A 14,972-nucleotide genomic window follows, 5' to 3' on the forward strand; every position below is an offset into this window, starting at 1 on the left:
GCCGCCACCGGACTCCTCAACCCCATGATCGCCGGAGCCGCCATGGCCCTCTCCTCCCTCTTCGTCGTCGGCAACTCACTCCGACTCCGAGGGTTTTCCGCCAAGGTCTGAGACGCCGGTGACGGGCTGTCAGGAGCGCGGGGACGACATCCCGCGATGCCCGCGCGTATCGAATGAAGTCCGCGTACCCGCCAGGGCGGGTACGCGGACTTCAGCGGTTGGCGGGTGAACGCCGGCCGGCCGCCGAAGGCCACGCAAGCGCTATGGGCCAGGTCAGGACGGACTTGGCGGCCCGGCGCCGGGGCGGTGCGCCTGATCCCGGATCGGCAACCGGAAACTTTTTTCCCAAGGCTTGATTGGAAGCCATACCCCGGTAGAGTATGCCTCTGAGCGATGAAGGATCAAGGGATACCGGTCTCCGCGACTCGACCACAGCACGAACACATGTCGCGCGAAACCGAGTATCACGCCGTGCATCAATTCATCCAGGGGGATCGTCCGACCATGCGTGAGCCACTGCCATCACTTGACGACGCGGTATCGGTGAGCTTCGGACGAGCCCCGGCACACTGATCATCCGAGCCGACGACAAGGCGCCGTTCGCCCGCCCGCCCGAAGAAAAAGCGGAAGGCGAGCGCCGAAAACCGGTCGGACATTCTCTGTAGGCGCAGAACCGATCATCCAACAGTGCGCACATCGACGGCCGAACCGAATGTGCGGTCAGCCGAGCAAAAGCTGCGGGGAACAGCCGCGCGCCCGTTGGATTTCCGACGCACGACCACGCGTCCTGCCCTGCACCCAAAACCGAGGGGAACAATGGGAATCGATGGGAAACCGTTTGTCCACGACCGCTTCGCCCTCCGCGCCGCCTCGCGACCGGACGCGATCGCGGTCGAGCAGGGCGATCAGCGGATCAGTTATCGCGAGCTCGACGAGCGTGCCGACCGGTTGGCCCACCGCCTGCGGGCGCGGGGAGCCGGCCGTGACGCGGTGGTCATGGTCCACATGGACCGTTCGATCGACCTGATCGTGTCCCTGCTCGGGACATGGAAGGCGGGGGCGGCGTATCTGCCGGTGGAACCCGGGGTGCCCGACCATCGCGTGGCGGCGTTCATCGAGGAGACCGGCTGCGCGGCCGTCCTCACCGGCCCCGAAGGCCGTCGGCGCTTCGAGGAGCCGGGCCGCCCGGCCGCCACCGCCGCACGCTCCCGCTCCCTCCCGGTGCTCGACCTCACCGAGGACGGGGAGCGGCTCCGGGAACTCCCGCCCGGTACCCCGGAGGTGACGACCGAGGGGACGGACCCCGCATACATCATCTACACCTCCGGATCGACCGGCACACCGAAGGGCGTGCGGGTCGATCATGCCGCACTCGGCTATCTGTGCGACGAGATCAACGAGCGGTACGGGATCGGCCCTGCGGACCGGGTGCTCCAGTTCGCGGCCGTCAGCTTCGACACCTCCATCGAGCAGATCCTCGTCGCCCTGCTGAACGGGGCCACGCTCGTGCTCCCCGACCGGGTCTGGGCACCGAGCGAGCTGTCCGGAGAGCTGACCCGACGCCATATAACTGTCATGGACCTGACACCATCCTACTGGCGTGCCTTCCTCTCCGAGCTGGCCCGCGTCCCCACGGCCGATGTGCCGGTCCGGCTGACGATCGTGGGCGGCAGCGCCGTACACGCCGAGGACTGCCGGACCGCGCTGCGGCTCATGCCGGCGTCACGGCTGGTCAACGCGTACGGGCTGACCGAGACGACCATCACCTCGTGCACGATGGAGATCACCGAGGGGGCTCTGCCCGAGCACGGACCCGCCCCGGTCGGCAGGCCGCTGCCGCACACCGTCGTCCATGTCCTCGACGCGGACCTGCGGCCCGTGCCGCCCGGTCACCACGGCGAGATCTACCTCGCCGGGCGCGGGGTGGCGCACGGCTATCTCACGGGCGGTGCGGACAGCGCCCGGTTCCTGCCCGCCCTCCCGGCGGACGGCGCCGGAACGCGGATGTACCGCACGGGGGACCTCGGCGGCTGGACACGCGACGGGAACCTGGAGATCGTCGGACGCGCCGACCGGCAGCTCAAGGTGCGCGGTTTCCGCGTCGAGCCCGCCGAGATCGAGGCGGCCCTCTCCGCCCATGGGACGGTCGCCGACGTGGCGGTGAAGGCCTACAGCCACCGCGGCGAGCTGAGGATCGCGGCGTACTACACCGTCGCCCCGGTGAGCGCCGACGCCCCCGGGCCGGGTGGTCTGCGGGCCTTCCTCGCGGGCCGGCTGCCCGGCCATATGGTCCCGTCGGCGTTCGTCCGGCTCGCGGAGATGCCCGTCAAGAACAACGGCAAGGTCGACCTCGACGCCCTGCCCGAGCCGGAACACGGCACGAGCGCGGCAGGTGCGGCCCCGGCGTCCGCGGGGACCTCGGCGTCGCCCGCAGGGACCCCGGCGCCCGCAGGGACCCCGGTGTCGTCCGCAGGGACCTCGGTGTCCGCAGCGACCTCGGCAGATGGGGGCGGCTGTGCCAGTGGCCCGGAATCACCGGCCGGCCTGGTCGAACGTGTCGTGGCCGGGCTCTGGCGCCAGGTGCTGGACGTGGACAGCGTCCGGCCGGACGACAACTTCTTCGACCTGGGCGGCGACTCGATCCAGGCCGCCCAACTGCTCGCCAAGATCCGGGCGTCCCTCGGCATCCTGATCACCCAGGTGCGCCCGCTGATCCGGCTGCTGGTCCAGGACGCCACGCTGCGGAGCTTCGCCGCGGCGGTCGAGTCGGCCAGGGCCGGGGAACTCTCCGACGAGGACGCCAAGCGCGTGGATTTCGTCGCCGAGGCCACCCTCGACATCCCCGTACGGAGCGTGCCGGTCGTCCCGTCCTCGTGGCGGAACCCGGCCCACATCCTGCTCACCGGCTCCACCGGATTCCTCGGGATCTATCTGCTGCGTGAGCTGCTGGCCACCACCGACGCCGTCGTGCACTGTCTCGTACGGGCCGACGGACCCGGCTCCGCGATGGAGCGGATCCGGGCGAACGCGCGGCACTACTTCCAGGACAACCTGGCCCAGTACGCCGCGTCGGGGCGGATCGCCGCGATCCCCGGCGATCTGGCCGAGCCCCGGCTCGGGCTGTCGGAGGAGGAATTCGACCGGCTGGCCGGTCTCGTGGATGTGATTCACCACCCCGGCGGTCTGGTGAATTTCATCTACCCCTACTCACATATGCGTCCGGCGAACGTCGAGGGCACCCGCGAGATCATTCGTCTGGCCGCGCGCTACCGCAATGCTCCGGTCCACTACACCTCGACCATGGCCGTCGTCTCGGGATTCGGGACCGCGGGCGTCCGGCATGTCACCGAGGAGACCCCGGCCGCCCATGCCGACCATCTGTCCGTCGGTTATGTCGAGAGCAAATGGGTCGCGGAGGAGCTGCTGCGCAACGCCGCGAAGGAAGGCCTTCCGGTGGCCATTTACCGGGCCGCCGACATCTCCGGCGACCGCGATACCGGCGCCTGGAACACGGCGACGGAAATGTGCGCGATGAAGAAATTCATCGTGGACACCGGAACCTCTCCCATCGCCGAACTGCCGCTGGACTACACACCCGTGGACTGTTTCGCGGCGGCGGTGGCCCATATCGCCTCGCAACGGCTTCCGGAGGGCGAGGTCTATCACCTCACCAATCCCGGAAAGGTGAATGTCTCGGTTCTCACCGAGCGGTTACGGGCACACGGCCACACCATTCGCGATGTGCCGTGGGACGAGTGGCTGAATCAAGTGGTCGAGATGGCGGTGGAACAGCCGGGCCACCCCATGACGCCGTTCGCCCCGCTCTTCATCGACCGCTGCTCGACGGGCACGATGAGCGTCGCGGAGATGTATCTGGAGACCACCTTCCCCACCTTCACCCGGGACAACGTGGAGACCGCTCTGCGCGGCAGCGGCATCGAGATCCCGCCGGTGGACGCCGACATGCTCGACCGGTACATCCGGTATCTGACCGCCGTCGACTTCCTGTGAGGCGGACATGCTGCTGACCCTCCCCCGGCCCAGGTCGACATGGGAATCCTTCGACCTGACGACCGCCCCCGCCGAGGGGCCCGTGGCCTTCGGCGACGACCTCCGCCCGCAGAGCCTGCTCGGCGCCTACCGCCAGGGGCTCTACCCCTTCCCTGCCGCCACGGCCGAACACCGGCTGCTCAACGAGATGATGTACGAGTCGGAGGTGGCGGCAGGACGCGTGAAGGTGCTGGCCGACTCCGCGGAGCCGTACTCGGTCGCGTGGTGCTCGCCCGACCCACGGCCGCTGATCCTCGTCGATCAGGCCCGCGTCCAGCGCAGCCTGCGCCGCCAGTTGCGCGGGACGGACTGGACGACCACCGTCGACGTCTGCTTCGAACGGGTGGCAGTCCAGTGCCGGGCGGGCCGTGACGAGCGGTGGCTGACCGATGAGCTGCTGGCGAGTCTGTGCCGTCTCAACGCGTGCGGATACGCGCACAGCGTGGAGGTCTGGGACGGAGGCGAACTCATCGGCGGAACGTTCGGGGTGCGGGTCGGAGCCGTCTTCAGCGCCGACTCCCAGTTCACCCTGCGCAGCGGGGCGGGCAAGACCGCCGTCACCGACCTGACACGCCGTTTCGCCGAGGCGGGAGGCGTCGCTGTCGACGTCCAGCACGACGGCGAGCACGTGCGGCTCCTGGGGGCGCGTCCGGTGCCACGGTCGCGGTACATCGAGCTGCTCCGTACCCCCGCCGGGGGCTCGCCGCTGCCCTCGGGCCGGCTGTCCGCCCGTCGCCTGGCCGACTGACGCGCGGGCACGAACGGCGCGCGCTGCACGCACTGCACGCACTGCGCGTACGGCACACACCACCACTTCATCGCACCCCTCTTGTCCTGTCTCTTGTCCTGCTCTCTTGTCCTGGAGGTCCGTCATGCCCATCAGCACCACAGGCACCAACCCGCCCGGCAACGCCGGCACTGTCGGCGTCCCTGGCACCGGTCTGCGCGTCGCGAGTCTCGCCGAACGGCCCGATCTGGAGACGGCCCTGCTGACGATGGACTCGTCCTGGCCGGGATACATCCGTCCCGATCCGACCCTGGTGCACTGGGTGTTCGAGCGCCACGCCGACCACCAGCTCGTGGTCTTCGACGACCACGACGTCGTCGTCGCCCGCGCGGCCAGTGCGCCCGTCGCCTGGGACGGAGCGCCGGAGAGTCTGCCCGACACGGGGTGGGACGAGATGCTGCGCCAGTGCATGGACGACACGTACTCCGGCCGCAGGCTCAACACACTGTGCGCGCTGGAGATCAATGTGCTGCCCGACAGCCGGGCGCGGAACCTGTCCGCGCACACCCTCCGGGCGCTCGCCGACCACGGCCGGCGTCTGGGATACGGCGACATGGTGGGTCCCGTACGCCCCACCCGTAAGCACGCCGAACCCCACCTCACCATGGACGCGTACGCCGCGCGCACCCGTGCCGACGGGCTGCCCGAGGACCCCTGGCTGCGGGTGCACGTACGCGCGGGCGGTGAGGTGCTGAAGGTCTGCCCCGCGTCGATGACGATCTCCGGCAGCCTGGCGCAGTGGCGCGGGTGGACCGGGCTGCCGTTCGACACCAGTGGGCCCGTGGACGTACCCGGCGCCCTCGCTCCGGTCGTGGTGAACGTCGAGCACGACCACGCGGTCTACGTCGAGCCCAACGTCTGGGTACGGCACCGGCTCTCCGGCCGCCCCGCGCCCTCCTGATGCCCGGCCGCCCGAGCCCCGATCACCTGATCTCCGATCGATCCCGTTCCCTCGATCCCCTCGAACCCCTCGATCCCTTCGAACCCCCCGATCCGTTTCCCCTCGCTCCGTTTCCCCCCGATCTGTTTCCCCTCGATCCGTTTCCCCTGACAGTCAACTCACGGAGGACGATTCCGATGACCGACGCGATCACGACAGACCCGGCCGAGAAGATGCGCCTGCGGGCGGCGCTGATCGAGCGGATCGGCGGATACATGTCCGCCCACTCGATCGGTGTGGCAGCCGACCTCGGGATAGCCGACCTGATCAAGGACGGGGTGCGCGGCAGCGACGAACTGGCGGCCGGGACCGGCACCCACGAACCGTCACTACGGCGGCTGCTCCGCACCCTGGTGGCGGTCGGGATGATGACGGAGCCCGAACCCGGCCGCTTCGGGCTGACCGACGTCGGGGCGCAGCTCCGCTCCGACTCCCCCGACTCGCTGCGCGCCTTCACACGGATGTTCTGCCATCCCGCGCTGTTCGCCGCGTGGCAGGGCCTGGGGCACTCGGTCGCCACGGGCGAGCGCGCCTTCGACCTCGCCCACGGCAGGGACTTCTACGCCCACCTGGCCGTCGATGACGGCCTCAACGCGCTCTTCAACGAGGCCATGGGCGAGGAGTCCCGGATCGCGGCCGGACAGATCGCGGCGGGATACGACTTCTCGGCCGCCAAGAAGGTGGTGGACCTCGGCGGCGGTGACGGGACCCTGCTGGCGGCGGTCCTGCCCGCCCACCCCCATCTGCACGGCATCGTCTTCGACAGCCTCAGCGGCGTGGCCGGGGCACCGGCCGTCCTGGAGAAGGCGGGCATCGCCGACCGGTGCGAGGCGCGCGCGGGCGACTTCTTCCAGGACATTCCCGAGGACGGCGACCTCTACATCATCAAGAGCGTCTTCCAGGACTGGAGCGACGAGGACGCCAGGGCGCTGCTGCGCGCCTGCCGGGCACAGATGCCGGCCTCGGCCACCTTGCTGATCGTGGGGTCGGTGCTTCCCGAGACGGCGTCCACGGACCAGCCCATCATGTTCTTCACCGACTTGAACATGCTGGTCAACTCGGGTGGGAAGGAGCGGACGGAGAGCGAGTTCCGGGCGATGCTCGATGACACGGGCTTCACCGTCGAGTCCGTACGGCTCGGTGCCGCGGGACCGCTGTCCATCATCCAGGCCGTGCCCGCGGCGGCCTGACGGCGGTGGCGGACATGACGACGAAGGCGACGCCGGTGCCGGGGCCAATGCCAGGGCAGGTGCCGGGGCCGGTGCCGGGGCCAGGGCCGGTGCCGGTGCCGGTGCCGGTGCCGGCGACGCCGGTGCCGGGGCCAATGCCAGGGCAGGTGCCGGGGCCAGGGCCGGTGCAGGTGCCGGTGAGCTTCGGGGACGAGCTGTTCCTCGGGCGGCTCAGGACCGATCTGCTCGCCCTGCCTCCCGGCGACCCCGGGCGCCTCGGGGACGAGGAGGAACGATTCCTGGCCCGTCTGCGGGAGTTCTGCGAGAAGGAGGTAGACGGCCGTCTGATCGAACGCGAGGACAGGATCCCCGACCGGGTGATCGAAGGGCTCAAGGACATCGGGGCCTTCTGTATCAAGATCCCCCGGGAGTACGGAGGTCTCGGACTGTCCGGCGTCTGCTACCACCGCGCCCTGATGACCGTCACCACCGTCCACGCGGCACTGGGTGAACTGCTCGGGGCCCACCAGGCCATCGGGCTGCCCCAGCCGGTCGCGCTGTTCGGCACGGAGGAGCAGAAGCGCGCGTTCCTGCCGCGGTGCGTACGGGAGATCTCCGCGTTCACACTCACCGAACCGGACATCGGCAACGACCCGTACCGGATGCACACCACCGCCGTCCCCGACCGGACGTCGGGCACGTACACACTCAACGGTGTGAAGCTGTGGGCGACCAACGGGGTCGTCGCCGATCTGCTGGTGGTGATGGCACTCGTACCGCCCTCCGACGAGGGCGCCGGGGGGATGACCGCGTTCGTGGTCGAGGCGGACTCCCCGGGCGTGACGGTGGAGCACCGCAGCTCCTTCCTCGGGCTGCGCGGACTGGAGAACGGCGTCATCCGTCTGCACGAGGTCGTGGTCCCGGCCGGACACCGGATCGGTGACGAGGGCAGGGGCCTGGAGGTCGCCCTCACGGCGCAGGACACCGGCCGGCTGTCGCTGCCGGCCGTCTGCGCGGCGGCGGCGAAGTGGAGCCTGAAGATCGCCCGGGAGTGGTCCGGCGCCCGGGTGCAGTGGGGCAGACCGATCGGTGAGCACGACGCGGTCGCGGGCAAACTGTCGTTCATCGCGGCAACGGCGTTCGCGCTGGAGGCGATGGTCGAGGTCTCCGGCCACCACGCGGACACGGGCGGGACCGATACGCGGACGGAGGCGGAGCTGGCCAAGCTCTTCGCCTCGGAGAAGGCGTGGCTGGTCGCGGACGAACTGGTGCAGCTACGCGGCGGCCGGGGATACGAGACGGCGGAGTCGGCGGTGGCACGGGGCGAGCGCGGTGTTCCGGCCGAGCAGCTCCTGCGGGATGTTCGGGTCGGCCGGATCTTCGACGGCTCCAGCGAGGTCCTGCGGGCGTTCCTGGCCGAGGCCGTGATCGAACGGCACCGCCGACCGGACCGGCGGCCGACAGCCGATGAGGCCCGTGAGACCGACGGGGCCGATGACAGGGATCACGCCGATCACACGGACCACACGGACCACACGGAGCACCCGGATGAGGCGGATCACGCGGATGACGCGGATCCCCTGGCCGGGCATCTGCGCTTCGCCGGCCGGGCCGCGCGCAGACTCGCCCGTCTGTTCGGCGTGGTCGCGGACCGGACGGACACCGGGCTCGAAGAGCAGCAGCGACGTCTGGGCAGGATGGTCGACATCGGTGCCGAGCTGTACGCGATGAGCGCGAGCTGTGTGTACGCGAGGGCCCGCTCGGCGCACGGTGACGGGCCGGCCGAACTGGCCGACGCCTTCTGCTCCCAGGCCAGGCTCCGGATCACGGAGCTGTTCGAGCGCCTCGCGGACAACACCGACGCCCACGACCGGTCGGTGGCCCGCGGGGTGCTCGACAACCGCTATCTGTGGCTGGAGGAGGGCGTTGTCGACGCCTCCGACGACGCGCCCTGGATCACCGAGCCGAAGCCCGGCCCCGCGACCGTCCCGAGCGTGCGCCGGACGGTCCCGGCGGCCGCGTCGGACCGCCGAACCCGACCGGCGAAACCCGATCCACAGCTTCGACCGACAGAGACCGACAGAGAAGGAGGGTCCGATGGACCATGACGTCTCCGCCTCCACCCTCATCGACTCCGCCACCCTCATCAAGTCCGCGCGGCGGCAGATCGCCGCGCGGGCGGCGCCCAATCGTTTCCTCGACCTGCTCGACGCCGGGCGGATACCGAGGAAGCGGCTGACCTGGCTGGCCGGTGAGCTGTACCGCCTCGTACGCAGCGACCGGCGCAGCTTCGCGCTCCTCGCCGCCCGCTTCCCGGCGCCCCCGGCCGGCGACCTGTTCCTCGCGATGGCCGAGGGGGAGGGGGAGGCGCTGCGTCTGCTCCTGCCGTTCGCCGCCGAACTGGGCATGGACGAGGAGCAGTTGGCGGCCCATGAGCCGAGAGCGCTGGCACAGGCGTACCCGGCCTATCTGACACAGACCGCGCTCTTCGGCACGCGGAGCGACATCGCCCTCGCCCTGCTCGCGAACGTGGCGGAGTCGGCGGGCCAGTACGCCCGTACGGCCGACGCGCTGCTGGCGCGCTACGGGTTCGACGAACCGGTGCTCGGACACTTCCGCTACTTCGCCGACACCCCCGGGGAACTCCTGGACCAGGCGACGGCCACGCTGGAGGCGGGCCTCGCCGGGGGCGACGATCCCGTCGAGGCCGTGCGGACGGCCCGGATGGTCGCCGCCTATGAGGCCGCGTTCTGGGACACGCTCGCCGGGGGTGTCGTCACCTCCCCCGTCACCGGTACGTCCCCAGCCCTTGGAGACCCGGATGGTGATCCGGATGGGGACCCGAATGGAGACCCGGATGGGGACCCGGATGGTGACTCGGATGCTCGATGATGCCTCACTGGCCGAGCGGACCGGGCGGCTTCTGCGCGAGGCGCGGTATCTGAACCTGGCCACCGTCTCCCCGACGGGCCGGCCGTGGGTGGCCACCCTGGAGTACGCCTGGTTCGCCGGTCCTCCGCGTTTTGTGTTCGGGTCAGCGACCGGTTCCCGGCACAGCCGCGATCTGGCGGCCTCACCGCAGGTCAGCGGGTCGCTCTTCCTGGCCGGCGGCGGTGCCACCGGGGTGGCCTTCGCGGCGGTCGACGGGGCCCAGTTCACCGGAAGGTGCGCGGAGGTCCCCGCCGTGGACCTGGACCGGTACTACTCCGGCTTCTACGAAGCGGTGTTCCCGGACGAGCGGCAGCGTGAGCAGTGGATGCTGCCACGGTCGTCGCTGCGGGCACCCGCCGGCCACCGGCTCTATCTGATCGAGGTGGAGCGGTGGTGGCTGATCGACACCCGGACCTGGGAGCGGGACCGGATCGACCGGCGTATCGAAGTGCCGTTGGCGGAACTGCCGTCGTCCTGAGACCGCGGACCGCGCACAACACACCGCGCACAACACACCGCGGGCCGCACTCCCCCTCCCACCCTCGCCCCCACCCCCACCCCGAACAGCCCGTCCGGTCCACACGCATCGCGCGTGTGGACCGGACGGGCTCCTGAACGAGAGGGAACGAGCGGGAACGAGCAGTAACGGGCGGTAAGGAGCGGTAACGAGGTGGAACGGGACGTCCGTTGCTCGGTTACGTGTGACGGAGGAAGACGGGCAGCGCGGCGATGCCGTTGCCGATGAAGGTGCGCTCCGGCTCTACCTCGTCCGGTTCGACGGCGAGGGCGAGACGGGGGAAACGGTCGAACAGCGCGGGCAGGGCCACCGCGGCCTCCAGGCGTGCGAGCCGCGAGCCGGGGCAGAAGTGGGCACCGAGCCCGAAGGCGAGATGGTCCTTGTCCGCGCGGTCGATGTCGAAGACACCGGGATCGTCATGGACGCCGGGGTCGCGGCCATGGGCCCCGTACCCGATCAGAATGGCGTCGCCGGCCCGGATGACGACTCCCTCACCGAGGTCGATGTCCTCCGTGGCCCAGCGCATCGGCAGATGCATGACCGGGCAGTGGACCCGCAGCGACTCCTCGACCGCGTCGCTCCACCGGTCCGGTTCGGCCAGGACCGTACGGAGTTGCTCCGGGCGGGCGAGCAGTTCGCGCACCGTGTGATCGATGAGATTGATGGTGGTCGTACTCCCCCCGCCGATCATCAGGAGCAGTGTGGAGACCAACTCGTGTTCGGTGAGGCGGTCGTTGCCCTCCTCCCGTGCGGCGAGCAGGAAGCTCGTCAGATCGTCGCCGGGTTCACGGCGCTTGGCGTCGATGAGCGTGTGCATCGCGGCGACCAGCTCGCCGTTGATGGCGACGGACTCCTCCTCGGGGACATCCGTTTCCCCGACGGCTCTGAAGAGCCGGAGCACCTCGGGCCGCAGATCGGCCGGCACACCGAACAGGTCGCAGATCATCTCGGTGGGGACCCGGTAGGAGAAGGCGGTGTGCAGATCGACCGGCTCGTCGCCCGGCCGTGACTCCAGTTCGTCGAGAAGGCCGGTGACCAGTGCCTCCACCTGTGAGCGCATGGCGTCGACGCGTCGCGGGGTGAACGCCGGTGTGATCAGTTTCCGGAGACGGGCGTGGTCGCGGCCCTCGGCGGTGGCCATCGAATCGACGTCCACCCACGGGGACAGCCAGGGAACGGAGCCGGGTTCGTAACTCGGCACGTTCTTCTTGAGGTTCCGTGAGACACCGGAGTGTGTCAGCAGCAGTCTGGCGATATCGCCCCGGGTGACGGACCAGGCCGCGACGCCTTCGGGCAACTGGACGGGGACCGCGGGCCCCATCTCACGCAGGCGGTCGACCTGTGCGTACATGCACGGTCCGCCCGTGCTGTCGAGGGTGGTGGTGGGATGCGCGCTGAAAGCGATCATTGTGCCCTCCCTGTGACATACCTGGTTCGATGGCCTGAGATGGCTGAGATGACCGAAGAGGAGCCGGCCTCACGGCTTCGAGCCGTCGGTCTCCGCCACCGCGGCGGCTGCCGCCGTCCCCTGGCCGGGGTCGGGCTCCGGTGCGGGGGCGGGCGAGCCCGTGGGCGGGACATGGCGGAGCGCGACGGCCGCGAGAATCGCGCCGACGGCGGCGATCACGGCCGCGATGGCGGCGCCGAGGTTGAAGCCGCTGGCGAAGGCCTCACGGGCGGCGCGCAGCACGGACGCGCTCAGATCGGCCGAGAGCTGTCCCGCACCGGCGATCGCGCCGTCGAGGTTGTCCCGGGCGGCCTTGTCGACGTCGGCGGGCAGCCCCGGGGGCAGTGTGTCGGCGATTTCGGCGCGGTAGCGCGCGACGCCGATGCTGCCGACGACCGCGACACCGAGCGAGATGCCGAGGTCGTTCACGGTGGAGCTGAGACCACCGGCGGCTCCGGCCTTGCCCGGCGGGGCGGAGCTGACGACGAGGTCGGTGGTGAGGGCCATGGAGGGGGCCACGGCCGGATAGACGACGATGAAGCTCGCGATGATCAGCGGCAGTCCGGTGGTGGTGCCGACCTGGGTGAGCATCAGATAGCCGATGACCTGTACGGCCAGGCCCGTGGCGATGACGTATCCGGGGCGTACTTTGCGGGCCATGACCGGGGAGAGGGTGGCCACCACGATCAGGGCGAGGGCGGCGGGCAGGATCGCGAGTCCGGTCTTCAGCGGCGAGAGTCCCACCACGAGCTGGAGGTACTGGGTGAACATCAGATAGACGCCGCCCAGCCCCGTCGCGGAGAGGATGAACACTCCCAGGGCGCCGCCGACGGTGCGATTGCCGAACAGCCGCACGTCCAGCAGGGGCACCGGGGAGCGGAGCTGACGGATGACGAACCAGGCGCCGAAGGCCACGCCGACCGCGATGGCCAGCAGGATGACCTGCGCCGAGCCGTCCGTGGCGATGGACTTGACGCCGTAGATGAACGGCAGCAGGGCGGCCAGCAGCAGGAACGCGCTGAAGACGTCCAGCCGTCCCGCTTCGGAGCGCTGATGCCTGGGCAGCAGCAGCGGCGCGCCGATCACCACGAGGGCCATGATCGGGACGGCGACCAGGAAGGTCGCCCGCCAGGAGAAGACATCGAGCAGCAGTCCGCTGAGCAGCGGGCCGAGTGCCACACCGGCGGAGATACCGGCGGCCCAGGCGCCGATGGCGACGCCCCGCTCCTTCGCGTCGGTGAACATCGTGAAGATCAGCCCGAGCGTGGCGGGAGTCTGCGCCGCGGCGGCCACTCCGAGCACGGCGCGCCAGACGATCATCAGTGCCGGGTCGTCGGTGAGGGCGGCCACCACCGACACCACACCGAACACCGCCGCGCCGATCACCAGCAGATTCCGGTGGCCGACCCGGTCGGCCACCGTTCCCATGAGCACCAGGAACCCGGCCATCAGGAAGCCGTAGATGTCCAGGATCCACAGCGTCTGCGAACTGCTGGGCGCCAGGTCGGCGGCCAGATACGGGATCGCCAGGAACAGGATGGTGAGCATCATGAACAGGAGCATCGCGGGCAGCACCAGCAGACCCAGCGCCCACCACTTCTTGCGTCCCGCCCCTAACTCGGGCGAACTGCTCACCGAGGACATCGGTTCTCCCTTCGCGGCGGCAGCCCGAGAGGCGTCGCCGTTGCACAGAAAATAGGTACCCCTACGGGGTATGCGTAGGAAGGTAGGGTCCCCGAGCACCCCTGTCAAGGTCACCAAGCCCATGCGCTCCGCCCCGGAAGAGGGCAGTCGTCCCCACAAATCCCCTGCCCACCAGGGAAGTTGACCCCACGGCGAACCCACCACCCCACCCACCACCCCAACAACCCGCACACGGCCCCCCGAAGGGGAAGGCCCCGCCCCGGATAGGGGGTATAGGTATCCGCGAGCCAGAGACCCACGGACATCCAGCACCCGACCGAGCCCCCACGACGGGCACCTCGGCCTCAGGCCGGCGCGGAGGCCGGGGCAGGCGATCAGAATGAACGCAGGGTCGGAGCCACACCTCAACAACCCCGCCGCACCCAGCACCACACCTGAGACGACGACCGAACGTGACCGCCCCAACGGCACCAGAGCACCAGCCGTCCGGGCTCACATGCCCGCATCCGCCTCAGGAAGGCTCGCGATCCGCGCCGCGCCGACTACGCCACAGATCGAGCAGCGGATAGACCCCCGAGAACACGGCCACCGCGAACCACGCCGCGACCTGCGCCTCCGCCCACGACCGCTCGTCCAGGTAGTGCCACAACAGCAGGCAGACGAACCACATCAACACACCCTTGGCCGCCCACCACAACACTTTCCACACCCACCCCATGACCGGCTCATACCCGCACACCCACACGGCGTACCGCCCCGCGGACCCGGCGTACCGCACGCGCGGCCTCAACACTGCCGGCGACCAACCCCGTTGCCACGCCGCCGAGAAGTGACCTCCGGCCTCGACCGCCGTCCTCCTCCTGAAGCGGGGCGCGTCGACCTCGTCGTCATCAAGAAAACTGCTCGGCCCCGCCCACCTCGGCATCACCGCAACGTTCACGCGCACGTCCGGCTCCGCTCCCCGGCGCGACGCCATCGCCCTCCTTCTGAACGTGCCCGACGCGGGCCCCGGCTTGGGGAGGTGGGTAAAGCCTACGGAGCCGACCGGCCCCTGCTCCGGGCCCTTGCCCCGGCCAACTCCCTACCGTTGCCTCAGCGCTTGGCTTGGTGCTCGCCGTGCGTGTGTCCAGCTTTCTCCGTGCTTCCTGTCGCGCCCTGGAGGGCCCGGCCGGGATCTCCTCCGTCCGGGCCTCCAGGCTTTTGCGTGAGCAGCGCGCTACACAAGTTCCATTCGGCTGATCCAACGCTGACATACGTCAACGGTGATCGGCTCGAACAGTTCAGGACTCGACACCTCGTAGAGGAATTGAGCCAGCGTCTCAACGTCCACTCCAGCGATCTCGACACGGTCCAGCATGTGAATCGCCCCAGCCCATCGCGGCAATTCCAGAACATCTAGGACTTGTCCGGTCGATCATGTGACTGCTTCGTGTGCGGGTCGTTGGTGTGGGCATGGGGCGGGGTGATCTGAGCGATGCTGAGTGGGA

Annotated in this window: 10 protein-coding genes; 7 read left to right on the top strand and 3 right to left on the bottom strand. The window is 69.9% G+C overall.

Going from position 1 to position 14,972, the window contains the following annotated elements:
• The first annotated feature begins 816 nt into the window (after nucleotides 1–816).
• The 7 genes from ACFYYH_RS34200 (at nucleotide 817) to ACFYYH_RS34230 (ending at nucleotide 10,355) form a co-directional block, all read left to right on the top strand.
• A complete protein-coding gene (locus ACFYYH_RS34200) occupies nucleotides 817–4,011 on the top strand; it encodes an amino acid adenylation domain-containing protein (RefSeq protein WP_388559741.1) in 3,195 nt (1,064 codons plus the stop codon).
• A gap of 7 nt (nucleotides 4,012–4,018) precedes the next feature.
• Entirely contained in the window at nucleotides 4,019–4,798 is a 780-nt protein-coding gene (locus ACFYYH_RS34205; RefSeq protein ID WP_388559744.1) for a leucyl/phenylalanyl-tRNA--protein transferase, read from the top strand.
• Nucleotides 4,799–4,922: 124 nt separating this feature from the next.
• The gene (locus ACFYYH_RS34210) at nucleotides 4,923–5,738 is read left to right on the top strand and encodes an N-acetyltransferase (RefSeq protein WP_388559747.1); all 816 of its coding nucleotides are present in this window, start codon (nucleotides 4,923–4,925) and stop codon (nucleotides 5,736–5,738) included.
• A gap of 176 nt (nucleotides 5,739–5,914) precedes the next feature.
• Nucleotides 5,915–6,967: a methyltransferase gene (locus tag ACFYYH_RS34215; RefSeq protein ID WP_388559750.1), complete on the top strand. Its 1,053-nt coding sequence runs from the start codon at nucleotides 5,915–5,917 to the stop codon at nucleotides 6,965–6,967.
• Nucleotides 6,968–7,143: 176 nt separating this feature from the next.
• Nucleotides 7,144–9,054 (top strand): acyl-CoA dehydrogenase family protein, encoded by a 1,911-nt coding sequence (locus tag ACFYYH_RS34220; protein WP_388559753.1) that lies wholly within the window; start codon nucleotides 7,144–7,146, stop codon nucleotides 9,052–9,054.
• The gene (locus tag ACFYYH_RS34225; RefSeq protein WP_388559756.1) at nucleotides 9,044–9,838 is read left to right on the top strand and encodes a hypothetical protein; all 795 of its coding nucleotides are present in this window, start codon (nucleotides 9,044–9,046) and stop codon (nucleotides 9,836–9,838) included. Before ACFYYH_RS34220 ends, ACFYYH_RS34225 begins: the two co-directional genes overlap by 11 nt.
• The gene (locus tag ACFYYH_RS34230; RefSeq protein WP_388559759.1) at nucleotides 9,828–10,355 is read left to right on the top strand and encodes a pyridoxamine 5'-phosphate oxidase family protein; all 528 of its coding nucleotides are present in this window, start codon (nucleotides 9,828–9,830) and stop codon (nucleotides 10,353–10,355) included. Before ACFYYH_RS34225 ends, ACFYYH_RS34230 begins: the two co-directional genes overlap by 11 nt.
• 217 nt (nucleotides 10,356–10,572) lie before the next feature.
• Here ACFYYH_RS34230 and ACFYYH_RS34235 read toward each other — a convergent pair whose 3' ends face one another.
• The 3 genes from ACFYYH_RS34235 to ACFYYH_RS34245 form a co-directional block, all read right to left on the bottom strand.
• Entirely contained in the window at nucleotides 10,573–11,802 is a 1,230-nt protein-coding gene (locus tag ACFYYH_RS34235) for a cytochrome P450 (protein ID WP_388559761.1), read from the bottom strand.
• Between the two features lie 69 nt (nucleotides 11,803–11,871).
• Nucleotides 11,872–13,485 carry an MFS transporter gene (locus ACFYYH_RS34240; RefSeq protein ID WP_388559763.1) on the bottom strand — a complete coding sequence of 538 codons (1,614 nt, stop codon included), beginning with the start codon at nucleotides 13,483–13,485 and terminating at the stop codon, nucleotides 11,872–11,874.
• 511 nt (nucleotides 13,486–13,996) lie between these two features.
• On the bottom strand, nucleotides 13,997–14,461 hold the full coding sequence (locus tag ACFYYH_RS34245; RefSeq protein WP_388559765.1) for a hypothetical protein: 465 nt from the start codon (nucleotides 14,459–14,461) through the stop codon (nucleotides 13,997–13,999).
• Nucleotides 14,462–14,972: the final 511 nt, after the last annotated feature.

The organism is Streptomyces sp. NPDC002018 (assembly GCF_042890865.1).
Taxonomy (GTDB): domain Bacteria; phylum Actinomycetota; class Actinomycetes; order Streptomycetales; family Streptomycetaceae; genus Streptomyces.